The sequence below is a fragment of the Methylobacterium sp. Leaf100 genome (assembly GCF_001422845.1).
Lineage (GTDB): Bacteria > Pseudomonadota > Alphaproteobacteria > Rhizobiales > Beijerinckiaceae > Methylobacterium.
In genome coordinates, this window is the sequence record NZ_LMMW01000010.1 from 17,956 (window position 1) to 41,983 (window position 24,028).

The 24,028-nt window shown below is 67.8% G+C and carries 20 protein-coding genes and 1 tRNA gene; 9 read left to right on the top strand and 12 right to left on the bottom strand.

What is annotated here, in order from left to right; all coding sequences use genetic code 11:
* The first annotated feature begins 10 nt into the window (after window positions 1-10).
* A complete protein-coding gene (locus ASF25_RS07565; protein ID WP_056174264.1) occupies window positions 11-370 on the top strand; it encodes a hypothetical protein in 360 nt (119 codons plus the stop codon).
* Between the two features lie 195 nt (window positions 371-565).
* Here ASF25_RS07565 and ASF25_RS23215 read toward each other — a convergent pair whose 3' ends face one another.
* The 8 genes from ASF25_RS23215 to ASF25_RS07600 form a co-directional block, all read right to left on the bottom strand.
* Window positions 566-907 carry a hypothetical protein gene (locus tag ASF25_RS23215; RefSeq protein WP_200927287.1) on the bottom strand — a complete coding sequence of 114 codons (342 nt, stop codon included), beginning with the start codon at window positions 905-907 and terminating at the stop codon, window positions 566-568.
* 182 nt (window positions 908-1,089) lie between these two features.
* Window positions 1,090-1,779 carry a response regulator transcription factor gene (locus tag ASF25_RS07570; protein WP_056304239.1) on the bottom strand — a complete coding sequence of 230 codons (690 nt, stop codon included), beginning with the start codon at window positions 1,777-1,779 and terminating at the stop codon, window positions 1,090-1,092.
* The gene (locus tag ASF25_RS07575) at window positions 1,776-4,505 is read right to left on the bottom strand and encodes a sensor histidine kinase KdpD (protein ID WP_056304240.1); all 2,730 of its coding nucleotides are present in this window, start codon (window positions 4,503-4,505) and stop codon (window positions 1,776-1,778) included. The genes ASF25_RS07570 and ASF25_RS07575 overlap by 4 nt, the downstream gene beginning before the upstream one ends.
* A 10-nt stretch (window positions 4,506-4,515) precedes the next feature.
* The gene (locus ASF25_RS07580; protein ID WP_056262349.1) at window positions 4,516-5,121 is read right to left on the bottom strand and encodes a K(+)-transporting ATPase subunit C; all 606 of its coding nucleotides are present in this window, start codon (window positions 5,119-5,121) and stop codon (window positions 4,516-4,518) included.
* A 34-nt stretch (window positions 5,122-5,155) separates the two neighbouring features.
* Complete coding sequence (gene kdpB, locus ASF25_RS07585; RefSeq protein WP_056304241.1) at window positions 5,156-7,249, bottom strand: potassium-transporting ATPase subunit KdpB; 2,094 nt, start codon at window positions 7,247-7,249, stop codon at window positions 5,156-5,158.
* 67 nt (window positions 7,250-7,316) lie between these two features.
* Window positions 7,317-7,526 (bottom strand): hypothetical protein, encoded by a 210-nt coding sequence (locus ASF25_RS07590; protein WP_056262353.1) that lies wholly within the window; start codon window positions 7,524-7,526, stop codon window positions 7,317-7,319.
* 1 nt (window position 7,527) lies between these two features.
* A complete protein-coding gene (gene kdpA, locus ASF25_RS07595) occupies window positions 7,528-9,243 on the bottom strand; it encodes a potassium-transporting ATPase subunit KdpA (RefSeq protein ID WP_056304242.1) in 1,716 nt (571 codons plus the stop codon).
* Between the two features lie 14 nt (window positions 9,244-9,257).
* Entirely contained in the window at window positions 9,258-9,347 is a 90-nt protein-coding gene (locus ASF25_RS07600; protein ID WP_056174250.1) for a K(+)-transporting ATPase subunit F, read from the bottom strand.
* Window positions 9,348-9,812: 465 nt separating this feature from the next.
* Here ASF25_RS07600 and ASF25_RS07605 point away from each other — a divergent pair, with 465 nt between their 5' ends.
* A complete protein-coding gene (locus ASF25_RS07605) occupies window positions 9,813-10,058 on the top strand; it encodes a hypothetical protein (RefSeq protein ID WP_156368911.1) in 246 nt (81 codons plus the stop codon).
* A 49-nt stretch (window positions 10,059-10,107) separates the two neighbouring features.
* Here the strand turns inward: ASF25_RS07605 and ASF25_RS07610 are convergent, their stop codons facing one another.
* Window positions 10,108-11,274 carry a YncE family protein gene (locus ASF25_RS07610; RefSeq protein WP_056304270.1) on the bottom strand — a complete coding sequence of 389 codons (1,167 nt, stop codon included), beginning with the start codon at window positions 11,272-11,274 and terminating at the stop codon, window positions 10,108-10,110.
* Window positions 11,275-11,722: 448 nt separating this feature from the next.
* On the opposite strand from ASF25_RS07610, the gene ASF25_RS21855 reads away from it, so the two are divergent.
* Entirely contained in the window at window positions 11,723-12,280 is a 558-nt protein-coding gene (locus tag ASF25_RS21855; RefSeq protein ID WP_244472938.1) for an ATP-binding protein, read from the top strand.
* A 108-nt stretch (window positions 12,281-12,388) separates the two neighbouring features.
* Window positions 12,389-13,093 (top strand): glutathione S-transferase N-terminal domain-containing protein, encoded by a 705-nt coding sequence (locus ASF25_RS07615; RefSeq protein ID WP_056304243.1) that lies wholly within the window; start codon window positions 12,389-12,391, stop codon window positions 13,091-13,093.
* 3 nt (window positions 13,094-13,096) lie between these two features.
* On the opposite strand, the gene ASF25_RS07620 is transcribed toward ASF25_RS07615, so the two are convergent.
* Complete coding sequence (locus ASF25_RS07620) at window positions 13,097-13,966, bottom strand: MBL fold metallo-hydrolase (RefSeq protein ID WP_056304244.1); 870 nt, start codon at window positions 13,964-13,966, stop codon at window positions 13,097-13,099.
* A gap of 191 nt (window positions 13,967-14,157) precedes the next feature.
* Between ASF25_RS07620 and ASF25_RS07625 the strand changes: the two genes are divergently transcribed.
* From ASF25_RS07625 to ASF25_RS07645, 5 genes are all read left to right on the top strand, one after another.
* Window positions 14,158-15,462: a glycosyltransferase family 1 protein gene (locus tag ASF25_RS07625; RefSeq protein ID WP_056304245.1), complete on the top strand. Its 1,305-nt coding sequence runs from the start codon at window positions 14,158-14,160 to the stop codon at window positions 15,460-15,462.
* A gap of 29 nt (window positions 15,463-15,491) precedes the next feature.
* Window positions 15,492-15,815, top strand: a complete 324-nt coding sequence (locus tag ASF25_RS07630) for a rhodanese-like domain-containing protein (protein WP_056304246.1) — start codon at window positions 15,492-15,494, stop codon at window positions 15,813-15,815.
* A 137-nt stretch (window positions 15,816-15,952) separates the two neighbouring features.
* Window positions 15,953-17,107: an efflux RND transporter periplasmic adaptor subunit gene (locus ASF25_RS07635; RefSeq protein WP_056174237.1), complete on the top strand. Its 1,155-nt coding sequence runs from the start codon at window positions 15,953-15,955 to the stop codon at window positions 17,105-17,107.
* A gap of 292 nt (window positions 17,108-17,399) precedes the next feature.
* Window positions 17,400-20,609 (top strand): multidrug efflux RND transporter permease subunit, encoded by a 3,210-nt coding sequence (locus ASF25_RS07640; RefSeq protein WP_056174235.1) that lies wholly within the window; start codon window positions 17,400-17,402, stop codon window positions 20,607-20,609.
* 197 nt (window positions 20,610-20,806) lie between these two features.
* A tRNA-Pro gene (locus ASF25_RS07645) sits at window positions 20,807-20,883 on the top strand.
* 136 nt (window positions 20,884-21,019) lie between these two features.
* Here ASF25_RS07645 and ASF25_RS07650 read toward each other — a convergent pair.
* Together ASF25_RS07650 and ASF25_RS07655 are read right to left on the bottom strand one after the other, a co-directional pair.
* On the bottom strand, window positions 21,020-22,591 hold the full coding sequence (locus ASF25_RS07650; protein WP_056304247.1) for a SpoVR family protein: 1,572 nt from the start codon (window positions 22,589-22,591) through the stop codon (window positions 21,020-21,022).
* A 73-nt stretch (window positions 22,592-22,664) separates the two neighbouring features.
* The gene (locus ASF25_RS07655) at window positions 22,665-23,966 is read right to left on the bottom strand and encodes a YeaH/YhbH family protein (protein WP_056304248.1); all 1,302 of its coding nucleotides are present in this window, start codon (window positions 23,964-23,966) and stop codon (window positions 22,665-22,667) included.
* Window positions 23,967-24,028 lie beyond the last annotated feature (62 nt).

Below are 24,028 nucleotides of genomic sequence, written 5' to 3' on the forward strand. Positions count from 1 at the left end.
CGAGAATTTCATGCGCCCCCTCATCGCCACGACCTTTGCCGCGCTCCTGGCCGTCTCTCTTCCCGCACGGGCCGCCGGTCCGAACGGGGGACCCACCACCGTCGTGGACGGCCACCCCATCGAGTTCGTCAGTTCCGACACGGATCTGACCTTCTTCATCTCGGACGAAGACGGCAGGCCCGTGGACACGGCGGGCCTGACGGCCAAGGCTTTCGTGCTGCGGAGCGGCAAGACCGAGACCGTGACGCTGAAGGGAGCCGCGCCGAACAAACTTATAGGCCCCCTGACGGCCCCCCTGGCGGCCGGCGCGAAGGTCACCCTGTCGGCAAAGCTGCATGGCCACAACCTGCAGGCGCGCTTCGAGAAATAGCGGCGCGATTGCATCGACGGCGGTCGATCCTGCGGATGAGGGGGCTTCAGGGTACCGAAGCTCGTCGCCCCGCCACCGACGACGCGTCTCACCGACGCGAGCACCCCATCGACGAAGCGACGCACGGCGGGCTGGCGTTGGGCCCTCTTTCGGAACGATGTTGCTGTTGAGGGCCGCCCTAAATCGATCCAACCGTCACGACCGCGCCATCGGGTATGGCGAGTTCGCGCGACACGATGGTTTGAGGCGCCCCCATTGTTGCGACTGCCGTGACCACCGGAAGGCCAGACGAGATCCGGCCACTCGCCGCGCTACTCCTTGGCTGAGCACCGTATCGCCCCTGGCATAGACCCGCCTATGGTCGGCTGCCGAGAGGTTGCCGCGCTCGTCCTGCTGGGCCTCACGAGCCTTGGCGTTCCGCGCGTGGGCCTTGTCCTCGATCGGATACCTGTCCTCAATCTGATACTTGCGCTCGCCCGGCAGAGCGAATTTCCTTTCGGGCAACGTCTCCCGATCCTCGCTTTCGCGCTTGGACATCGCAGTCGTCCTCACGCCTCCTTCAGCCTACGCCGAAGGAGCACCGATGTGCCGGGCGACCGTGTCGAGGCAGGGATCGCTGCGTCTGCGATAGCGCGAACCGGCACCGGCACTTCACCGCCGACACCCACCCGCCACGGACCGAGGCGATGCGGACAGGGAGGGGACGCGCATCGGAATCGTCAGGCGGAATCATCGGGGGCCCGCAGGCGGTAGCCGACGCCGGTCTCGGTCAGAAGGATGCGTGGCCGCTCGGGATCGGCCTCCAGCTTCTGGCGAAGCTGGCGGATGTAGACGCGCAGGTATTGCGGGTCGGATGAGGTCGAGACCGCGTTCATGAGCTGGGCGTGGGTCAGTGCCTTGCCGGCATGCTGAACCAGGACCCGCAGGAAATCGTACTCGCGCGGCGTCAGCTTCACCTCCGCGCCCCCCACGCGGACGATGCGGCGCACGAGGTCGACGCTGAGACCATCGACTTCGAACACGGCCCGCTCGCCCTGGACGGCGAGCTGGTGGCGCAGGGCCGCACGGATGCGTGCGAGCAACTCGCCCATGCCGAAGGGCTTCGTCACGTAATCGTCGGCGCCGAGATCGAGGGCTTCGACCTTGCCACCCTCGTCGTCGCGGCTCGAAAGAACCACGACGGGCAGATCGCGGTGATCCTTGCGAATGGTCCGGAGCAGATCGTGCCCCCGCATGTCGGGCAGGCCGAGGTCGAGGATGATCAGGTCCACCGTCTCGCGGGCCAGGATGTCGAGGGCGGTACGGGCGTTCGGCGCTTCGCAGATGCCGTACCCTTGCGTCGCCAAGCCCATGCGCAGGAGCTTCCGGATCGGCGGTTCGTCGTCGATGACCAGGATGTTCACGCTCATACCGGGTGGTCGTCCTTCGCGCGGTCCGACGGTAGAACGGGCAGCAGGATGGTGAAGGCGGCGCCGAGCCGGTCGCGCCGGTTGGCGGCCGTCAGCGTCCCGCCCATCGCTTCGACGAAGCCGCGTGCGATGGCGAGTCCGAGCCCCGTTCCGGCCCGGACACTGTCGGATTTCCGAACCCTGTAGAATTTGTCGAAGACCCGTTCCACCTCGGCCTCGGGCATGCCGTCGCCTTCGTCGAGGATTTGGAGGCGCACCCGTTCCCCTTCGACCGAACCCGCGACCGTGATCGCGGACCCTTCCGGTGCGTATTTAGCGGCATTGTCGAGGAGGTTGACCATCACCTGCTCGAACAGGACGGGATCGAGCCGGAGGGCAGGCAGGGCGGCTGGCACATCTAGCATCACGCGGTGTCCGGCCAGGGTCAGCCCGAGCCTGCGCAGGGCGGTGTCGACGAGTTCGCCGAGGTCCTGCTGCGTCAGGCTCGCAACCACCGCCCCGGCTTCCAGGCGGGTCATGTCGAGCAGGTTGACGATGAAGCGGTTCAGTCGCTCCGATTCGGCGATGATGGTTTCGAGAAGATCCGCCTTGGCGTCGCGCGGGAGCGCATCGTCGAGGTCGCGCAGGGTCGTGGCCGCTCCGAGCACCGAGGCGAGCGGCGTGCGCAGATCGTGCGAGATGGAGGTCAGCAGGGCTTGGCGCAGCCGGTCGGTCTCCGCGGCGCGCTCGGCCCGGTCGAGGCTCTCCACAAGCCGGACGCGCTCGATGGCGAGGGCCGCCATGTCGGCGAGGGCATCGAACAGTCGCCGTCCCTCGGGCGAAAGGATCGGCCCGCCGCCGTCGGCGTCGAGCCCGATCACCCCGATGCCGCCGCGGCCGGTGCGCATGGGCAGGAACAGCCGTCGCGCGCCCGGCAAAGTATCCGCGCCCCGGCCCGCCGGGCGTTCGTTGTCGAAGGCCCAGGTCGCGGCGCCGAGATCGGCCGCATCGAGGGTATCCTCGGGCGGAAAGCCGGCCCGGACCGTGACCGCCCCGTCCTGGGGCAGCAGGATGACGACCCGGACCTTCAGCATCGCCGCCACCTGGGCCGACGTCGCCCACAGCACGTCGTCGAGGGTGCCGCAGCCCGCGAGCGTGCGGCTGAAGCCGTAGAGGCGCTCCGTGGCGCGGGCCCGCCCCTGCGAGACCAGGGCGTCCCGCCGCGAACGGGAGGCGAGGTTCGAGACCACCACGGCGACTGCAGTGAACAGCAGGAACGCGGCGATGTTGGTCGGGTCCGCGATGGTGAGGGTGTAGACCGGCGGCAGGAAGAAGAAGTTGTACGACAGCGAGGCGGCGACGACGGCGGCGAGGGAGGGCCCGAGTCCGAAGCGTACGGCGACGGCGACGATGGCGGTGAGCAGGATCAGGTCGGCGTTCTCCACGCCGAGATACGGCTCGACCACGAGCGCGAGGGCGAGGGACGCGGCGGTCGCGAGGAGCCCGACTCCGTAGGGCACGAACTCGAACGGGCGCTTCGTCGGTTCAGTTGCGACGGTCGTGACCGGAACCGGCGCGGCCGCTTCGCCCGCGATGACGTGGATGCTGATGGTCCCGGAGCGTCGGACGAGGTCGTGCACCACCGAGCCGTTGAGGAGTTCGAACAGTGGCGAGCGGTCGGACTTGCCGAGGATGATGTGATTGACGTTGGCGGAGCGCGCATGGGCGAGGATGCTGTCGGCGATCCGGCGTCCGCCCGGTAGGGTCACGGTCTCGCCCCCGAGGCGGTCGGCCAGCCGCAGGGTGTCGGCGATGCGGTCGCGCGCTGCTTCGTCGAGGGCAAGGCTCCGCGGACCTTCCACCGTGAGGGCGGTCCAGGGGGCGTGCAGCCGGTCGGCCAGGCGCCTGGCGTGGCGCACGAGGCCGGCGGAGCGCGGATCCTCGCTGACGCAGACGAGCACCCGTTCGCCCGCCCCCCACGGACCCGCGATGGCGTTGGCCCGCATGTGGTTGAGAAGCTCGTCGTCGACCCGGTCGGCGGTGCGGCGCAGCGCCAGCTCGCGCAGGGCCGTGAGGTTGCCGCGGGAGAAGTAGTGACGCAGGGCGCGCTCGGCGTTGGCCTTCACGTAGACCTTGCCGTCCTTCAGGCGCTGAATGAGGTCGTCCGGATTGAGATCGATGACCTCGATGTCGTTGGCGCGGTCGAGAATGCCGTCGGGCACCGTCTCTCGGACGCGGATGCGGGTGATCTGAGCGACGACGTCGTTCAGGCTTTCGACGTGCTGGATGTTGAGGGTGGTGTAGACATCGATCCCGGCATCGAGGAGTTCCTCCACGTCCTGGTAGCGCTTCGGGTGGCGCGAACCCGGCGCGTTGGTGTGGGCGAGCTCGTCCACGAGGGCGAGGCCCGGCCGGCGCGCGAGGAGTGCGTCGAGATCCAGCTCCTCCAGGACCGTGCGGTGATACGGGACCGCCCGGCGCGCCACCACCTCGAAGCCCGCCACGAGGGCTTCGGTCTCGGCCCGTCCATGTGTCTCGACCAGGCCGACGACGACGTCGGTACCGGCGCTGAGCCGGGCGCGACCGACGGTGAGCATCTCGTAGGTCTTGCCGACGCCGGGCGCCGCCCCGAGGAAGATCTTGAGGCGGCCGCGGCGGCCCTCCTCCCGGCGCGCGGCTTCCAGCAGTGCGTCGGGCGAGGGCCGGTCGGGGTCGCGCGGGGGGACCTTCTTCGGGGGGCGGCTCATCCGGCTCTGGTCACTCCGGCCGCAGGTCGTCGAGGGCGAGGTTGAGGGCGAGCACGTTCACCCGCGGCTCGCCCAAGATTCCGAGCAGGCGCCCCTGGACGCGGGCCTGCACGAGATCCCGAACCCGGTCCTCGGGCAGGCGGCGCGCCCGCGCGACGCGCGGCACCTGGAACAGGGCAGCGTCCGGGGAAAGGTCCGGATCGAGGCCGGAACCGCTCGCAGTGACGAGGTCGACGGGCACGCTCCTTCCTGGGTTCTCGGCCCGGCGCGCCGCAAGGTCGGCGCGCACGCGCTCAGCCAGGGCGGCGCTGGTCGGGCCGAGGTTCGAGCCCGAGGAATTCGCCGCATTGTAGGGCGACGGGACGGTCTTGCCCGCATCGGCCGGGTCGGCGGCGCTGGTCGCAGACGGACGGCCCTGGAAGTAGCGCTCGGTGGTGAAGGCTTGCCCGATCAGGTGGGAGCCGACGATCCGTCCGTCGCGCTCGATCAGGCTCCCGGCGGCCTGCGCCGGGAAGAGGGCGCCCGCGAGGCCGGTCATCGCCAGGGGATAGGCGAGCCCGGTGATCACCCCGAGGGCGATGAGGAGCACGAGGGCGGGGCGAAGCTGATTCAACATGACGGAGTTCTCGACGGTAGCAGGGAGGCGCGGCTCAGACGAGGTGCAGGGCGGTGATCGTCAGATCGATGGCCTTGATGCCCACGAACGGCACAAGGATGCCGCCGACCCCATAGACGGCGAGGTTCCGGCCGAGGAGAGCGCCCGCCCCGACCGCCCGGTAGGACACGCCGCGCAGGGCCAGGGGGATCAGCGCGATGATGATCAGGGCGTTGAAGACGATGGCCGATAGGATCGCGCTTTCGGGAGAGGCGAGCCCCATGACGTTGAGGCCTTGGAGCTGAGGATAGAGCCCGAGGAACATCGCCGGGATGATGGCGAAGTATTTGGCGACATCGTTGGCAATGGAGAACGTGGTCAGGGCGCCCCGCGTCATGAGAAGCTGCTTGCCGATCCCGACGATCTCGATGAGCTTGGTCGGATCGCTGTCGAGGTCGACCATGTTGCCGGCCTCGCGGGCCGCCACGGTGCCGGTGTTCATGGCGACGCCCACATCGGCCTGGGCCAGGGCCGGGGCGTCGTTGGTGCCGTCGCCGCACATGGCGACGAGCTTGCCTTGAGCCTGCTCCCGGCGGATCAGCGCGAGCTTGTCCTCCGGGGTCGCCTGGGCGAGGAAGTCGTCGACACCGGCCTCGGCGGCGATGGCGGCCGCGGTCATGGGATTGTCGCCGGTGATCATCACCGTGCGGATGCCCATCCGGCGCAGCTCGGCGAAACGCTCGCGGATGCCACCCTTCACGATGTCCTTGAGATAGATCACGCCGAGCAGTCGGCCGTCGCGGGAGACGGCGAGGGGCGTGCCGCCGGCCTTGGCGACGTCCTCGGCGATGGCTTGGATCTCTCGGATCGCCTCCGGGGCCGCGCCCGTGCCGTAATCCAGGGCGACGCTCGAGCCGTGGGTCGCCCTGGGCTGCCGGCTCACCGACCCGATGATCGATTCCACGGCACCCTTGCGGATGGAGGATCCGTCGAGGTCGACGCCGCTCATTCGGGTCTGCGCCGTGAACGGCACGAAGGTCGCGCTCAGGCTCGCCATGTCGCGGGCCCGGATGCCGTAGCGGTCCTTGGCCAGGACCACGATGGACCGGCCCTCGGGGGTCTCGTCGGCCAAGGATGCCAACTGGGCGGCGTCGGCCAGATTCCGCTCCGACACGCCGCGCACGGGGCGGAACTCCGTCGCCTGCCGGTTGCCGAGCGTGATGGTGCCGGTCTTGTCGAGGAGGAGCGTATCGACGTCGCCGGCGGCTTCCACGGCGCGGCCCGACATGGCGAGGACATTGAAGCGCACCAGCCTGTCCATGCCGGCGATGCCGATGGCGGAGAGGAGCGCCCCGATGGTGGTCGGGATCAGGGTCACGAACAGGGCAACGAGGACGATGACGGGAATCGTGCCGCCCGCATAGGTGGCAAAGCTCGGGATCGAGGCGACGGCGAAGACGAAGACGAGGGTGAGCCCCGCGAGCAGGATGTTGAGCGCGATCTCGTTCGGGGTCTTCTGCCGCGCCGCGCCCTCCACGAGGGCGATCATCCGATCGACGAAGGTCGAGCCGGCGGCGGCCGTGATTCGCACCCGGATCTCGTCGGACAGCACCTGGGTGCCGCCGGTGACGGCCGAGCGGTCGCCGCCGGATTCGCGGATGACGGGGGCGGATTCGCCGGTGATGGCGGCCTCGTTCACGGAGGCCACGCCGAGGATGACCTCTCCGTCGGAAGGGATGATGTCGCCCGCCTCGACCAGCACCACGTCGCCGACAGTAAGGCTGTTCCCCGGCACCATCTCGTGATCCCGTCCGGGTCCGGTGAGGCGCTTCGCCATGGTCTCGGTGCGGGAACGCCGGAGACTGTCGGCCTGGGCCTTGCCGCGTCCCTCGGCGATGGCCTCGGCGAAGTTGGCGAACAGAAGGGTGAACCAGAGCCACAGGACGATCTGGGCCGAGAAGGCGAGGTTGGCGCCGCCCGTGACGACGTCCCGGACGAACAGGATCGTGGTCAGGACGGCGACCACCTCGACCACGAACATGACCGGGTTCCGGACCATCGTCCGGGGGTCGAGCTTGGTCAGGGCGCCGACGAGGGCCGGCCCGACGAGGGCGGCCTGAAACAGGCTTGAGGCGTTTGGGCGAGTCATGGCGTCTATCCGGAGCGGGGGATTCTGAGGAGGCCGAAGCGCCGGAGCGCCGCGCGGATCGGGACGGTCAGGGCGCGAGCGCTCGCCCGAGCAGAGTCACCGCTGCCCCGAGGCAGAGGGCGCCGAGCAGGGCCAGCCCCAGGAGGACGAGGACGACGTCCGAGATGCGAAGGGCGGATCGGTGCCGGTCGACCCGACTCCACGTCCGCGGGCGGGGCCGGTGCTTGGCGAGGGCGCGCCGGGTCGGCGTGCGGCGGGGCAGCGTGATGTGACGCATCTCAGCCGCCCGCCGGGAAGGTCTGGCCCAGGCCGCCGGCGAGGTGCTCGACGATGGGCCCCAACGCCAGTGCCGGAAAGAACGTCAGGCCGCCGACGATGAGGATCACGCCGACGAGGAGACCGACGAACAGGCCGCTGTCCGTCGGGAAAGTCCCGGCCGAGGCCGGCACGGTCTTCTTCGCCGCGAGCGAGCCCGCGATGGCGAGCGCCGGGACAATGACGAAGAAGCGGCCGAACAGCATTCCGAGGCCCAGCGTGGTGTTGTAGAAGGCCGTGTTCGCCGTCAGGCCCCCGAAGGCCGACCCGTTGTTCGCCGCCGCCGAGGTGAAGGCGTAGAGGATTTCCGAGAAGCCGTGCGGGCCGGCATTGGCGGGTCCGGCGAGGCCGGCCGCGACCACCGTCGCCAGGGCCGTGAAGCCGAGCATCATCAGTGGCAGGCACAGGATCGCGAGCATCGCCATCTTGACCTCGCGGCCCTCGATCTTCTTGCCGAGGTATTCGGGGGTGCGTCCGACCATCAGGCCGGCGACGAAGATCGTCACGATGACGAAGACCAGGATGCCGTAGAGGCCCGCCCCGACGCCGCCGACGATGATCTCGCCGAGCTGCATGTTGATGAGCGGAACCATGCCGCCCAGCGCCGTGAAGCTGTCGTGCATGGCGTTGACCGCGCCGCAGGACGCCGCCGTGGTGATGGTGGCGAACAACGCAGAGGCCAGGATCCCGAACCGGACCTCCTTGCCTTCCATGTTGCCGCCGGTCAGCCCGAGTCCGTTGAGGACGGGGCTGCCCGCGCTCTCGGCTCCGTAGACGATGGCGGTACCGGCGAGGAACAGAACGGCCATGGCGGCGAGGATGGCCCAGCCCTGGCGCTCGTCGCCGACCATCCGGCCGAACACGTTGGTCATCGCCGCGCCGAGGGCGAAGATCGAGACCATCTGGACGAAGTTCGCGAGGGCCGTCGGGTTCTCGAACGGATGCGCGGCGTTGGCGTTGAAGAACCCGCCGCCGTTGGTGCCGAGCATCTTGATGGCGACTTGGCTCGCCACGGGGCCGACCGCGAGGGTCTGCTTGGCGCCCTCCAGGGTCGTCGCCTCCACGGCCGCCCCGAGGGTCTGGGGAATCCCCTGTGACACCAGGAACAGCGTGTAGACGATGCAGAGCGGCAGCAGCACGTAGAGGGTGGTGCGTGTGAGATCGACCCAGAACGAGCCGATCGTGCGGCTCGAAGCCCGGCTGAACCCGCGCACCAGCCCCACCGCCAGGGCGATGCCGGTGGCCGCCGAGAGGAAGTTCTGGTGGGTCAGGCCCAGCATCTGCGTGAGGTACGACAACGTCGTCTCGCCGCCATAGGATTGCCAGTTCGTGTTTGTGACGAAGCTCGCGGCGGTGTTGAAGGCGAGGTCCGGCGCGACCGCCGTCTGGCCGTCCGGATTCAGCGGCAGCGCGGCCTGGATGCGCAGGAGCGCATAGAGGGCGAGGAAGCCGAGGACGTGGAAGGTCAGCATCGATAGCCCATAGGCCAGCCAGTGCTGTTCCTGCCGCGCATCGATGCCGGCGGCGCGGTAGAGGCCGCGCTCGATGGGGCCGAGCGCGGGCGACAGGAGGGTGTGCTTCCCCGCGAAGACGCGGGTCATGTAGCCACCGAGGGGGCGGGCAAGCGCCACCACGACCGCGCAGAACAACGCGATCTGAATCCAGCCATTGAGGGTCATGGGGAGGGTTTCCGTCAGAACCGCTCGGGGCGGACGAGGGCGTAGGTGAGATATCCGAACAGCCCTAGGGCCGTGAGGGCGCCGAGTGTCAGGTCGAGGGTCATGGCGCGGAGCTCAGTGGCGTTCGCAGAGCGCGGCGTAGCCGGCGGCCAGGCCGAAGAAAGCGAGCCCGAGGGCGATGAACGTAATGTCCGGCATGGTGCGTCCGTTGCGGTTCGGCGAGCCGGTGTTGGGACTGGCCGTGCTCGTTGACCCTTGTGGACGCGTTCCGCATGAGGGTTCGAGATGGAAGCGCGGGCGATTTCATAAGGATCCCATCAGGATCGCCAGACTGTGTGTCGTGCTCGTTCGAGGGGAAGCCCCCTGAGGATTACGCGCCGAGAGCCGTCCGCAGCGCGAAGGGCCGAACCCAACGGGCACCGGCCGCCCGGAGTCCGATCCGGGTGCACGAGACACCTTTTTACAGCCAATTGATCCAAGTTAATTACGCCGTCGATCCACACGCCGAGAAAGGACGCCGACCTCGCGCGAGCGGTCGGGTTGCGCCGCGGTGACGGCTGCCTTCTTCCATGCCGGAGCTCTACATCCCTATGGCGAAGAATAGCTCGGGAAGCCGCGGCAAGACGAACCCGGAGATCGAGCCCGCTTACCGCGCTCTGGTTCTCGGGAAGGATGGCTCGCTCGTCGGGTCGGTCCGCCTCGACTCGCGGAACGACGAGGAGGCCTGCGCACGTGCGAAAGCGCTCGTCGATGGCCACGCCATCGAGCTCTGGCAGGGCGTGCGCTTCATCGAGCACTTCCCGATGGGCGATTGAGGCGGACCCGCCGCCGACGGGCGTCGCCCGAGAGTAGCTGGAGGGCCGCCTATCGCCCGCCGAGGGAGGCCGGTTGTCCCGGAAGGGTCACCCGGTGGCCGGTGTCCGTGAGGGTATCCCCCACGACTCGGTAGACGCCGAGCGTCCGGTCGACGTAGTTGCCGACGTAGACGTAATCACCGGACGGACTGAAGACGATGCCCTGCGTCACAGCCCCGGCTGGGGCTTCGGCGACGCGCCGGACCTGGCCGTCGGGCGCGATGGAAAGCAGCGCCACGGCCCCGTTCGGCGTGTAGCCCGGACTGCCGTGCGGTGCGCTCGCCCCGCGCACGACCGAGACGGCGGCGTGGCGTCCGTCGGGGGCGATGGCCAGGGCTTCGGGCGTGTCGCCGATGCCGAGATGATCGATCACGACGGGACGAGTCCCATCGGCACGGATCACGCTCACGGTGTCGGCATGGCCGTCGCTCGGCTCGAGCCCGTTGTTGCCCGTGAGGGCGACGGCCCCGTCCGGCGTGACGGCGAGACCGTAGACGCCGGGGCCGACGGGCAGATCGAGTCCGGTTTCGGAGCGCACCTGCGTTCCGTCGATGGACAGGACACCGAGCTTGGCGGCCTTGTTCTTCGCGACGAAGGCCCGGCGCCCGTCCGGCGCGAAGGCCACCGCCGCCGCTTCGTCGCCGACATCGATGGTGGCGACCGTGCGCACCGTGGTCCCGGCAATGGTCAGGACGGTGACGCTGCGACCCTCGCGGTTGGCGACCAATGCCAGGCCGCCGGACCTGTCGATGGCGATCCCGGATGGCTGACGACCGACCTTGACCGTCTCGACAAGACGGGGCGGCACGGCAGCGAGATCGATGACATGGAGCCGGTCGTCGGGCTGCGCGTACCAGGCGGTCCCCTCCTGCCGCATCAGGACGGAACTCGCGACGAGGCCGAGCCGACCGTTCGGGGTGATTCCGAGGTTGGTCGGCGGTCCGTAGACGGAATTGTCGAGGGGCAGGGTATGAACGAGGCGAGGTCTTGCCTCGTCGCTGACATCGAGGATGCCGACGGAATCGTGGCCATTCGGGCCGTTGCGGCCGCCTGCGGGATCGAAGAAGGTCTTACCGTCGAGGCCGACAAGGATGAAGGGTGGCGCCCCGGCCGCGGTTGCGCTGGTGACGACGAGAAGCGCGATCGCCCGGACGGCGTTTGTGAGGGTTCGTCTCATGACCCCGACATAGGGGACATCCGCCGGAAAGCCCGTCCGTTGCATCGCCGCTTTGCGGCCGGCCCCGTCCTGCGACGCCTGGCCGTTTCCGTCGTTGCCCCTCGGGCATAGGGCCGAGGAAGCCACCCTCATATATTTGAAAATAATTCAGTGTTGCATCACGACCAATTCCAACCTTAAGCAAGGCATCTATGTTGATTTTATCATGTGATTAAACTATTTCTCAGGTCTGGTTGGTATCAAGAGCTAACGTAGGTTACGGCTTTGGCCTCCTGATCGTCACCGCTCAGTCACTTGCTCGGTCTCAGGCCCAAGGGCTTCCGCTATGGCCCCGACCACGTCTTTGAATTCGACAAGTCACCTTCGGTCATGTCGCCGACAGCGAGGACGCGGTGCGGGCCATGGCCGAGCGCCTCGTGCGTGAGGCCGAAGCGCGAAGCTGCACCCCGTGCGGCGAGCGGCCGGGCCGCGAGCGGACACGCCAGCTCAATTCCCCTTGGCCGGACGGCGATGCATCCGGCTGCGGCCGGTCCTGATCGCGTGTGACAGCGCAGTCCGTCATGCGAACGACCAGCGCTTTCGGGGGGCTCTGCTCGGCCAACGCAGACGGGCTGTCGAGGGCGACGGTGCCGGACGGTCGCGTTGGGCGACAGACGATGTTCAACCCGATCGTTCGTTTGCCGGTCTCGGGGACCATTCTGTTGACCATCGTCGATCATCCCGCTCCGACAACGGCGCCGGTATCCCGTCTGAGAACCTCCGGACGGTGTTCGATCTGTTCTTTACGACGGGGCGCGACCAGGGCGGCCTCGGCCTACCCATTGTCTTCAGCCTCGTCGCAACGAGCGTACAGGGGCAGATCGAGATTGCCAGGACCGCCGGTGGGAGCCGTCATCACCCTCGATCTTCCCATGACGCTGACGCGCGCCGATCTGTACCCGCAAGAGATCCCGGCCAAATCGGTTGGGCATCGAAGCCGAACCTCGGCGAACCGCAAACCCATTGATCGCCGGCATGTCCTGGGATCAATGGGGCCTGCGTGAACCGTTCGACGGTTGGCGCGCGTACCCGTGCGTTGCGCCCATCGCCTTGGCGCACGAATCAAGGATGCTCCATGATCGACCTGTATTACTGGCCAACGCCGAACGCCCACAAGGTGACGCTGTTCCTCGAAGAGACCGGTCTGCCTTACACGATCAAGCCCGTGAACATCGGCACCGGCGAGCAGTTCAAGCCCGACTTCCTTGCCATCTCCCCCAACAATCGCATGCCGGCCATCGTCGATCACGCCCCCGAGGGCGGTGGCGAACCGGTGTCGCTTTTCGAATCCGGCGCGATCCTGCTGTACCTCGCCGAGAAGACCGGTCGCTTCATCGCGCAAGATCTGGGTGGCCGCGCCGAGGTGCTGCAATGGCTATTCTGGCAGATGGGCGGCCTCGGGCCCATGCTCGGCCAGAACCATCACTTCACCCAGTACGCCCCAGAAAAGGTCCCGTACGCCATCACCCGCTACGTCAACGAGACCAATCGGCTCTACGGCGTCCTCAACCGGCGCCTCGCCGACCGCGCGTTCGTGGCCGGTGCGGATTATTCCATCGCCGACATGGCCGCCTATCCGTGGATCGTGCCCTACGAAAAGCAGGGCCAGACCCTTTCGGATTTCCCGAACCTCGCGCGATGGTTCACGACCATCGCGGAGCGCCCGGCCACAAAGGCGGCCTATGCCCGTGCACCGGAGGTCAACCCGGATTTCGGCAAGACCATGAGCGAGGACGCCAAGAAGGTGATGTTCGGTCAGACCGCCAAGGGGCGTACCTGATCCTCAACCGCGGAGCGAATCGAGGGCGACCGGGGCGGCATGCGGGCGGGTCGCCAGCATGCCGTCGAGGAGCGCCAGAACCTCGGCCCGGCCGCAATTGGCGGCCGGCTCGAACGGCGTCCAGGTCTGGGTGAAGTCGAGCTGGGCGAACACGTCGCGGTAGCGCCGCAACTCATTCGTGGTGAGCGGCACCCCGCGCACGAACGCCTTGTGAGCCGAGATCGTGACGGCCCGGCGGAAATCCTTCGGGTCGAGCTCGAACTTCAGGGCGTCGCCGCAGAACAGTATTTTTCGCGATCGGTCGAACAGCACGGCGTGGCCGTCGAAATGTCCGGCGGTGCGGTGGAGTTCGAGTCCCGGCAGGGGCTCGAGAAAATCGTCGTAGGGCCACGACACCTGAAGCGCTGCGCTCCACACGAAGTCGGCGGCCGGCAGGCACAATTCCGGGTCGAACCGATCCTGCAGCTGCACCAGAGCGCCGTAGGCGTGCGGGTGGGACGACGACAGCACCTGCATGCCGCCGAGGTTCGCGATGTGCTTGAGCGCCGCTTCGCTGAAGACCGGGCAGGCCTCGAAGCCCATGTTGCCGTGTGGCGTCTGAATCAGATACGCGCTCGGCCCGATTCCCGAGACCGGGTCGTTCCAGAACCGCCAGACACCCGGCTCCAGCTCCTCCCAGTGGCAGGGGAAGAGCGCCTGCGCCTCCGCCTCCGTCCAGAACTGCCATCCGTTCTGCGGCACCACGTGGCGCGCGTCGAGGCACATGGGGCAGCCGGCCGGAGCGGTGAAGTGGCGCTGCCAGAACCCGCAATTGTCGCAGGTGTAGGCGGGCAGATCGAGGGCGCCCGCGAAGGGCAGGTAACCGGGAGACACGGGGGCGTTGCTCGGGTTGGCCAGACGGCGTTGCGGGTGGCGTTGATCGATCCCTTTAACTAAGGGATCGGCGCGGGGCTGTGGCACGCATATAGGGCATCGGCCCGAAAGGTGGTTGCCGGCTTTCGGAAAAGTCGATGCCGAGACAAGCGCCTCGGTACGGCGCCGCGCCTGAACGCAACCGGAGGATCATGCCCGTCTCCTCGATCGCCTTCGACCTCACCCGCCTCATCACCCGGCTTCGTCACGCCTCGCCGAGCGGAATCGACCGGGTCGACCTCGCCTACGCCCGCCATGTCCTGGGGCAGACCGGTGCGCGCTTCGGCCTCGTCTCGACGGCCCTCGGCCCGAAGGTGCTGGAACGGGCCGAGGCCGCCGCGATCGTCGAGGCTGTGGCGGCGGGCTGGGTCGAAGATCGCGCGGCGGAGGACGATCCGGTCTATCGCCGCCTTGCCGGAGCCCTCGGCTCACCCGTGCGCGAGACATCGAGCCCGCCGCTGCGCCCGGACACCGCCGCACGCCGACGCCTCCAGGCCCGCACGGCCTGGACGGTGCTGCGCGCACGCGGCCCAGACCGGCTGCCGAAGGGGACGGTCTATCTCCACACCTCGCACCTGCGCCTTGACAGGCCGGAGCGGTTCGACTGGCTCTACGACCGCCGCGACATCCGCCCGGTCTTCTTCGTCCACGACCTCATCCCCATCGCCTATCCGGAATACGGCCGACCCGGCGAAGCCGAGCGCCACGCCACCCGAATGGGGACCATCGCGGCCCATGCGGCCCATATCCTCGTGAACTCGGCCGACGTCGCGGCGCATCTCTCGGGGTATCTCGCGGCCCGGGGCCTTCCCCAACGCCCGACGACCGTGGCCTGGCTCGGCGTCGAACCGGTGTTCCAGCCGGCCTCAGGCGCCCCGAACTTGGTGCCCGACCGTCCGACCTTCGTGGCCTGCGGCACCATCGAGCCGCGCAAGAACCATCTCGGCCTGCTCAACCTCTGGCGCGACCTCGCCCAGCGCCACGGCCCGGCGACGCCGCGCCTCGTCCTCGTCGGACGCCGGGGCTGGGAGGCGGAGAACATCATCGACATGCTGGAGCGCTGCCCGGCCATGCGGGCGCACGTGATCGAGGTCGGCGGTCTATCGAGCCACGGCCTCGCCCGCCTGCTTCAGGAGGCCACCGCACTCCTGATGCCCTCCTTCGCAGAGGGGTACGGCCTGCCGGTGGTGGAAGCCGCAGCCTGCGGCCTGCCCGTCGTCGCCTCGGATCTTGCGGTGCATCGCGAGATCGGAAGCGGCTTCGCCCACCTCCTCGACCCCCTCGACGGTCCGGGCTGGCGCGAAGCCATCGAGGCGCTGAGCGCTCCCGCCTCCCCCCTGCGGGCGGACCTGAAGTCGCGCCTCGACGGCTACGCACCGCCCGACTGGACAGGGCATTTCGCCGGCGTCGACGCGGTTCTGGCCGAGCGCGTTGCGGCCACCTCCCCACGCGCTTAAAACAACAGCGGACGAACGAGGATGGATCAATGAACGTGGTCGATCTCGACCGGGATACGGTCAAGACGGGGCTCGCCGACGGGACGATCCTGCTCATCGACGTGCGCGAGCCGCATGAATATGCCAGCGGTCACATCCCGGGCTCGGTCACGCACCCGCTCTCGACCTTCGATCCGGACGCCATCGCCACCCTGGTGTCGGAGGATGGCAGGCGTCCGGTGTTCTCCTGCGCTGCCGGCGTCCGCTCCGTGCACGCCCTGGCGGCCGCACAGCGGGCGGGGCTCGCCATCGACGCCCATTACATCGGCGGCTTCAAGGATTGGTACGGCGCCGGSGAGCCGATCACGCGATAGCCTCGCGGCTCGACCACCGGATCAGGCCGTATTCGCGAACACCGCGTTCGGTTTCAGGCGGACGAGCGACCATGTGCGGCAGCGCACTCCATGGGCGGCACCGTACCTCTAGCTCGAAGGGCATAGGGATTATCGATATGCGCAGGCGTCCGCTCTTCCGTTTTCTTCCGGCCCTCGGTCTCGCCCTGGCTGGGCTTCCAGTTGGGGCGGGCCTTCCGGTCCTGGCCCAGGCGCCGGGCGGTCCACCGCCGAAGGTGACCACGGCCAAGCCCGTGGTTCGCGAGATCGTCGAGACCGACATGTACACGGGCCGGTTCGATCCCGTGGAGATCGTCGATGTCCGTGCCCGGGTCACGGGCTACCTGGAGAAGCTCAACTTCCAGGACGGCGCCAACGTGAAGAAGGGCGACCTGCTCTTCGTCATCGACCGGCGCCCCTACAAGGCCGCCCTCGACCAGGCCCAGGCCGCCCTGGTCTCCGCCAAGGCGCGGCTGAACTTCTCGCAGACCGACCTCGATCGCGCCCAGACCTTGAGCCGCTCGGGCAACATCTCCGAGCAGGTCACGGACCAGCGCCGCCAAGCTTCGCAGACCGCGCAGGCCGATGTCGACAGCGCCGACGCGCAGCTGCGCCAGGCCCAGCTCAACTACGACTTCACCGAGGTGAAGGCCCCGATCTCGGGCCGCATCAGCAGGCGCCTCGTCACCGAGGGCAACATCGTCATCACCGACCAGACCCTGCTGACCACCATCGTGTCCCTCGACCCGATCTTCTTCGGCTTCACAGTCGATGAGCGCTCGTTCCTGAAGTACCAGGGATCCCTCGGGATCGGCATGGGTCAGACCCAGCGGGGCAAAGGCGTTCCGATCCTCATTGCGCTCACGGGCGAAGAGAAGCCGACCCGCAAGGGCGTCCTCGACTTCGTCGACAACCGCGTCGATAACGCCACCGGAACCGTGCTCCTGCGCGCCACCGTCGAGAACCCCGACGGTTTCATCAAGCCGGGCCTGTTCGGTATCGTGTCGCTGCCCGCGACAAAGCCGTACCAGGGCATTCTGTTGCCGGACGACGCGGTCTCGGCCAACCAGGACAAGCGTGTGGTCTACCTCGTGGCGGACGACGGCTCGGTCGCCTCGCGCGAAGTCAAACTCGGTCCGAAGGTCGACGGCTACCGGGTGATCCGCGACGGGCTGAAGGGCGACGAGAACGTCGTGGTCAACGGCCTGTCCCGCGTGCGCCCCGGCGCCAAGGTCACGGCCGAATCGTCGACGCTGCCGCCCCGCAAGAGCTGACGGACAGCGATTCCCCGTTCCCGTGTCCGTCGACCGGTCCGCTTGCGCAGGATCGACGGGCACCGGCAAGATCACGTGTCGTGCCGCGGCCCCCGGGTCGTCGCACGACACGCCCGTTTCGCGGCGCGCCGGGTGGGGGCAAGGTGCCTCGCGAGACGAACGTCCGGCCCATCGCCGGTAAGACCTGAGGAGAGCGTGCACCCGGATCGTCCGTGATCCGTGCGCCCGTCCGCTGACGACAAGACGGTCCCGTCCGGGGTGAACCACCCTGGAGCGGCGAGAGGTTCACCCCATGCGTTTTGCCCACTTCTTCGTCGACCGGCCGATCTTCGCGTCCGTGACGTCGATCCTGTTCCTGATCATCGGCTACGTCTCGTACGCCTCCCTGCCGGTCTCGCAGTACCCTGAGATCGTACCGCCCACCGTGGTGGTGCGCGCCTCCTATCCGGGCGCCAATGCCGAGACGGTCGCCGCCACCATCGCCACCCCCATCGAGCAGGAGGTGAACGGCGTCGACAACATGCTCTACATGACGTCGCTGTCGACCAACGACGGCAACATGCAGCTCACCGTCACCTTCAAGGTCGGCACCAACCTCGATATCGCCAACGTGCTGGTGCAGAACCGCCTCTCGGTGGCCCAGCCGCGCCTGCCGCCGGACGTACGCAACCTCGGCGTCACCGTCCGCAAGGCCTCGCCCGACCTGATGCTCGTCGTGCACGTGCTCTCGCCCGACAACACCTACGACCAGAACTACCTCTCGAACTACATCTACCTGCGGATACGCGACGAGCTGCTGCGCCTCGACGGCGTCGGCGACATCACGGTCTTCGGCGGCAGCGAGTACGCCCTGCGCATCTGGCTCGACCCCAACAAGCTCGCCGCCTACGGCCTCTCGACCACCGACGTGCTGACCTCGCTGCAGGAGCAGAACGTGCAGGTCGCCTCCGGCGCCCTCGGCGCGCCCCCAGCTCCGGCGTCGAACGCGTTCCAGCTCGTGGTCCAGTCCCAGGGACGGTTCCAGACCCCTGAGGAGTTCACGGAGGTCATCGTCAAGGCCGCCGACGGCCGCCTCGTGCGTATCAAGGACATCGGCCGCACGGAAATGGGCCAGAAGGACTACACCACCCAGTCCTTCCTCAACGCGACTCCGGCGGTGGGCGTCGGCGTGTTCCAGCGGCCCGGGACCAACGCCCTCGAGGCGGCGAGCCAGGTGCGCCAGACCATGGACGTCATCGCCAAGAACTTCCCCCCCGGCGTCGAGTACAAGATCGCCTACAACCCGACGGAGTTCATCGAGGAATCCGTCCACGAGGTCTACAAGACCCTGTTCGAGGCCGTCCTCCTCGTGGTCATCGTGGTGCTAGTGTTCCTCCAGAGCTGGCGCACGGCGCTGATCCCGGTGATCGCGATTCCCGTGTCGCTCATCGGTACCTTCGCGGCCATGGCGGCCTTCGGCTTCTCGGTGAACAACCTCACCCTGTTCGGCCTCGTGCTCGCCATCGGCATCGTGGTCGACGACGCCATCGTTGTGGTGGAGAACGTCGAGCGCAACATGGCCGAGGGGCTCTCGCCCGGCGACGCCGCTCACAAGACCATGGACGAGGTCGGCGGCGCCGTGGTCGCCATTGCCCTCGTGCTGTCGGCGGTGTTCATCCCCACCGCGTTCATCCCAGGCATCTCGGGGCAGTTCTACAAGCAGTTCGCCCTCACCATCGCGGCGTCGACCATCATCTCGATGTTCAACTCGCTCACCCTATCCCCCGCGCTCTGCAAGCTGCTCCTCAAGCCCCACCACGAGCACAAGCCGCCGAAGTTCTTCCTCGCGCGCTTCATCGCGTGGTGCGCCAACACCTTCAACCGCGGCTTCGACGCTCTGTCGAACGGCTACGCCCGGATCATCCAGTTCCTGACCGGGCGGGTGATCGGCCTCATCGGCATGCTGATCGTCTACGGCTGCGTGCTTGCCGGTACGCTCCACCTCGTCACCACCGTTCCGACGGGCTTCATCCCGCAGCAGGACCAGGGCTACCTCATCGGCGTGGTCCAGCTTCCCGCCGGCTCCGCCCTCGAGCGGACGACGGCGGTGGTGCGGCATGCCGCCGAACTCGCCCGCAAGGTCGATGGCGTCGCCAACGCCGTCATCATCTCGGGCTTCGACGGCGCGACCTTCACCAACACAACCAACGGCGCGGTGATGTTCCTCACCCTGAAGGGAGCCAAGGAGCGGGCCGCGACGGGACGCACCGCCGCCGTCATCACCGGCGACGTATTCAAGGCCACGGCCGGGATCCAGGAAGCCCGCGTCCTGTTCATCCCGCCCCCCCCCGTACGCGGCCTCGGCAACGGCGGCGGGTTCAAGATGCAGATCGAGAGCCGGCAGAGCTCGGCCATCGGCCCGCTGCTGGCGGCCGCCAACGAGGTTCTGGCCCAGGCCAACCAGAGCAAGGAGGTGCAGCGCGTCTTCACCACCTTCGGCAACGACACGCCGCAGCTCTTCATCGACATCGACCGCACCATGGCGCGGATGTTGAACGTACCCCTGGCGTCGGTGTTCGCGACCCTGCAATCCAATCTCGGCGGTGCCTACGTCAACGACTTCAACGCCTTCGGCCGTATCTACCAGGTCCGGATGCAGGCCGACGCGGCGTTCCGCCTGGAGAAGCGCGACATCGAGCAGCTGAAGGTCCGCTCGTCCACGGGCGCCCTGGTGCCCATGGGAACGCTGGCCTCCATCCGCGAGATCAGCGGACCGCAGATCGTCCAGCGCTTCAACCTGTTCTACTCGGTGCCGATCCAGGGCGACGCCAAGCCGGGGATCTCCACCGGACAGGCTCTGGAGGCCATGGAGAAGATCGCCCAGACCATGCCGGAGGGGTATTCCTACGACTGGACCGAGATCGCGTTCCAGCAGAAGGCCACGGGCAACACGGCCGTCTATGTCTTCGCCCTCGGCGTGCTCCTCGTGTTCCTCGTGCTGGCCGCCCAGTACGAATCCTGGGCGTTGCCGCTCGCCATCATCCTGGTGGTGCCGACAGGCGTGCTCGCCGCCCTCGCGGCGGTGCAGTTCCGCGGCCAGGACAACAACATCCTGACGCAGATCGGGCTGATCGTTCTCGTCGGCTTGGCGGCCAAGAACGCCATCCTGATCGTCGAGTTCGCCCATCAGCTCGAGGAGACGGAGCACAAGGGGCCGGTGGCGGCCGCCGTCGAGGCCTGCCGCCTGCGCCTACGCCCGATTCTGATGACGGCCTTCGCCTTCATCCTCGGCACCGTGCCCCTGGTGATCGCCACGGGTCCGGGCGCCGAGATGCGCCAGGCGCTCGGAACCGCCGTGTGCTTCGGCATGATCGGCGCGACCCTGTTCGGCCTGTTCCTCACCCCGGTGTTCTATGTCGTGATCCGCAACCTGCTGATCTGGATCGCGAAGAAGCGTGGCAAGAACCCGGACAACACCACGCCCGACAAGCACGATCCCCACGCGACCCCGTCGCACGCCTGAGAAACCTATGGCTTCGAACGCCCTCATCCGATGTTCGAAGCCACCTTAGGGGTTGCGTCCCGGAGGGCGGAAAGCTAAGACGCCTCCACCCCGCAAGGGGGCGTCGCACTCGCCACCGGCCCGGTCGATCGCACCTCCCCCAGAGATGCGTGTTATGGGTTCGGGAGAGGGGAACGGCGGATTTCGGAGCGATCTGACGGAGTATAGCGCAGCCCGGTAGCGCACCTGTCTGGGGGACAGGGGGTCGCAGGTTCAAGTCCTGCTACTCCGACCAATCAAAGCACGGAAACAGCCGGAGGCTGGATCCGCCGCTCCGAGAAAAGGCCGAGGTGCATCGCACCTCGGCCTTTTTCATGTCCCGTCTCTCGTTTCACCGCCGCCCGCCGCCAGTGCGCGCGGCAACGGGTCGATCAGAAGAAGATCGGCCGGGCGCTTGCGTGGTGCTCGGCCAGAACGTCGTCCGTCGCCGGATCGATCTCCCTGAGGATGGCGTCATAGCCCCACAGGTCGGCAAGGTGCTGGAGTACCCGTCGTGCATCGTCCTTCTGCAGGGTGATGCGGTTGAGCGCCTTGTGGTGCACGATGAGGCGGCGATCGCCTTCGAGATCCACATCCATCACCTCGATATCCGGATCGAGCCAGGCGACGTCGTACTGGCGGGCGAAGGAGCGACGCATCTTGCGGTAGCCGCGCTCATCGTGGATCGCCTCGACGCGCAGTTCCGCCTCGTCGGGATCGTCGACCACATGGAACAGCCGCATCTCGCGCATGAGCCTCGGAGACAGGAACTGCGCGATGAAGCTCTCGTCGCGGTAGTTCGCCCAGATGTCGCGCAGGGTCGCCATGGCGTCGCCCGTGCCGGCGATGTCGGGGAACCAGGCCCGGTCCTCCTCGGTGGGCTGCTCCACGATGCGGGCGATGTCCTGCATCATGGCGAACCCGATGGCGTAGGGGTTGTGGCCGCCGTAGCCGCGCTCGTTGTAATTCGGCTGGCGGATGACGTTGGTGTGCGAGGTCAAGAATTCGAGGTACGCCGCCTCCCCGATGAGGCCCTTCTGCGAGAGGGAATTCATGATCCGATAGTGGCAGTAGGTGGCGCAGCCCTCGTTCATCACCTTGGTCTGGCGCTGCGGGTAGAAGTACTGCGCCACCAGGCGCACGATGCGCAGGATCTCGCGCTGCCACGGCCTGAGGCGTGGGGCGGCCTTCTCGAGGAAGTAGAGCAGATTCTCCTGGGGCAGTTCGAGGAGCGCCTTGCGGCGCTCGACGGCGAGGTCGGGGCGCACGCCGGCGATCTTCTGTGGCAGCGTGCGCCAGAGGTCGTTGTAGACCTGCTCGCCGTGCTCGGCCCGTTCCCGTTCGCGCCGCTGCTCCGAGGCGAGATCGGGCCGCTTCTTGCGCGGATAGCGGTGGACACCCTGGTTCATCAATGCATGGGCAGCGTCCAGCACCTGCTCGACGGCGCCGTGGCCGTAGCGCTCTTCACAACGGGTAATGTAGGCCTTAGCGAAATCGAGGTAATCGAGAATGCCGTCGGCGTCGGTCCACTGCTTGAACAGGTAGTTGTTCTTAAAGAAGTGATTATGGCCGAACGCCGCGTGGGCGATCACCAGGGTCTGCATCGTCGCCGTATTCTCCTCCATCACGTAGGAGATGCACGGGTTGGAATTGATGACGATCTCGTAGGCGAGCCCCATCATGCCGCGGCGGTAGCTGGACTCGTGCTGGGCGAAGTGCTTGCCGAACGACCAGTGCTTGTAGAACAGCGGCATGCCGATGGAGGCATAGGCATCGAGCATCTGCTCGGCGGTGATGATCTCGATCTGGTTCGGGTACCACGAGAGGCCGAGTTCCCGCGCCTCGGCCTCGCAGGCGTCGTGGATTCGTTTGATCGTGTCGAAGTCCCAGTCGTTGCCGGTGAAAAGGGGCGTCCGGGCGCCCGGCACCGGATCGAACGTGGGGCGGGTGATGCTGCCGACCATGGTCGTCCTCTGATCCCAAGCGGTTCGTCTCGCCTCCCCTCCCCGTGACGGGGAGGAGAAAGCCGTCGTCGCCTCAGGCTTCCGCTTCCGCCCGCGCGTCCTTGCGCCCGAACAGCTCGCGGAACACCGGATAGATGTCGCGCCGGTGGTTGACCTTGCGCATGGCGATGGCGCCGCCGGATTTGGCCAAGCCCTCGTAGGTGCGCCACAGGGTGGTGCGGTGCTCGACGAAGCCGGCGCGGGGACCGTTCTCGTCGCCGACCTCGAGATAGGCGAAGTGCTGGCAGGCGGGCAGGATATGGGCACGGAGCAACTCCGTGGCGGTCGGCCCGTCCGACGAGACGTTGTCGCCGTCCGAGGCCTGCGCCGCGTAGATGTTCCAGTCGTTGGGGTCGTAGCGCTCGGTGATGACGCGCTTCATCTCCACCAGCGCCGACGAGACCAGGGTGCCCCCGGTCTCGCGCGAGCCGAAGAACGTCTCCTCGTCCACTTCCGTCGCCTTGTCGGTATGGCGGATGAAGACGATCTCGACGTGGCGGTAGCGCCGGGTCAGGAAGATGTGCAGCAGGATGTAGAAGCGCTTGGCCAGATCCTTCATGTGCTCCGTCATGGAGCCGGACACATCCATGAGGCAGAACATCACCGCCTGCGCCACGGGGCGCGGATAGGCCTCGAAGCGGCGGTAGCGCAGATCGAGCGGGTCGACGTAGGGAATGCGCTTGGTGCGCTCGCGCATGGCCGCCAGGGCCAGGAGCAGGTCGGGCAGGTCGGGATGGCTCGACGGCGTCTCGGCGATGCGGGCTTCCAACGCCGCCAGCTCATCGGGCTTCGGGCGCTTGAGGGCGATGCGCCGGGACATCGAATTGCGCAGCGTACGGGTGAGCGCGAGGTTCGCGGGCGAGCCCGACACGGTGTAGCCGGCCCTCCGCAACCCTTCCGTCTCCACCACCGAGAGGCGGCGCTTGGCCAGATCCGGCAGTTCTAGGTCTTCGAGGAAGAGTTCGAGGAATTCGTCGCGGGTGAGGACGAAGCGGAACGCGTCCTCGCTGTTCTCCTGGCCCTCTCCGCCCTCGCCGGAGCCCCTGCCGCCCCCGCCGCCGGGCGGGCGCTCGATGCGGTCTCCCTCCACGTAGGTCTTGTTGCCGGGCAGGATGTGGTCATGCAGTCCCGTGCCGGCCTGGCGGGCGAAGCGCGGCTCCCGCACCCCGTCCAGGGGCACCGACACGCGCCCGTCCTTGCCGAGATCCTTGATGTCCTTCTCGCGGGCGGATTCCCGCACGGCGCGCTGGGCCATGTCCTTCACGCGGCGCAGGAAGCGCTGGCGGTTGGCGAGGCTCTTGCCCCCGGGATTCAAGCGACGGTCGACGATGTGCATCCGGTGTGTTTGCCTTCGCCCTCAAGAGTCTCGCGGGTTTCGACGGGCCGGAAGCGGCCGCC

Coding starts and splice junctions, on each gene's coding strand:
- ASF25_RS07590 (WP_056262353.1), bottom strand. CDS start 7,526: ATGCGTCACATCACGCTGCCCCGCCGCACGCCGACCCGGCGCGCCCTC.
- ASF25_RS07655 (WP_056304248.1), bottom strand. CDS start 23,966: ATGCACATCGTCGACCGTCGCTTGAATCCCGGGGGCAAGAGCCTCGCC.
- ASF25_RS07610 (WP_056304270.1), bottom strand. CDS start 11,274: ATGAGACGAACCCTCACAAACGCCGTCCGGGCGATCGCGCTTCTCGTC.
- ASF25_RS07570 (WP_056304239.1), bottom strand. CDS start 1,779: ATGAGCGTGAACATCCTGGTCATCGACGACGAACCGCCGATCCGGAAG.
- ASF25_RS07635 (WP_056174237.1), top strand. CDS start 15,953: ATGCGCAGGCGTCCGCTCTTCCGTTTTCTTCCGGCCCTCGGTCTCGCC.
- kdpA (WP_056304242.1), bottom strand. CDS start 9,243: ATGACCCTCAATGGCTGGATTCAGATCGCGTTGTTCTGCGCGGTCGTG.
- ASF25_RS07565 (WP_056174264.1), top strand. CDS start 11: ATGCGCCCCCTCATCGCCACGACCTTTGCCGCGCTCCTGGCCGTCTCT.
- ASF25_RS07580 (WP_056262349.1), bottom strand. CDS start 5,121: ATGTTGAATCAGCTTCGCCCCGCCCTCGTGCTCCTCATCGCCCTCGGG.
- kdpB (WP_056304241.1), bottom strand. CDS start 7,249: ATGACTCGCCCAAACGCCTCAAGCCTGTTTCAGGCCGCCCTCGTCGGG.
- ASF25_RS07625 (WP_056304245.1), top strand. CDS start 14,158: ATGCCCGTCTCCTCGATCGCCTTCGACCTCACCCGCCTCATCACCCGG.
- ASF25_RS07650 (WP_056304247.1), bottom strand. CDS start 22,591: ATGGTCGGCAGCATCACCCGCCCCACGTTCGATCCGGTGCCGGGCGCC.
- ASF25_RS07575 (WP_056304240.1), bottom strand. CDS start 4,505: ATGAGCCGCCCCCCGAAGAAGGTCCCCCCGCGCGACCCCGACCGGCCC.
- ASF25_RS07640 (WP_056174235.1), top strand. CDS start 17,400: ATGCGTTTTGCCCACTTCTTCGTCGACCGGCCGATCTTCGCGTCCGTG.
- ASF25_RS07605 (WP_156368911.1), top strand. CDS start 9,813: ATGCCGGAGCTCTACATCCCTATGGCGAAGAATAGCTCGGGAAGCCGC.
- ASF25_RS23215 (WP_200927287.1), bottom strand. CDS start 907: ATGTCCAAGCGCGAAAGCGAGGATCGGGAGACGTTGCCCGAAAGGAAA.
- ASF25_RS07615 (WP_056304243.1), top strand. CDS start 12,389: ATGATCGACCTGTATTACTGGCCAACGCCGAACGCCCACAAGGTGACG.
- ASF25_RS07600 (WP_056174250.1), bottom strand. CDS start 9,347: ATGACCCTCGACCTGACACTCGGCGCCCTCACGGCCCTAGGGCTGTTC.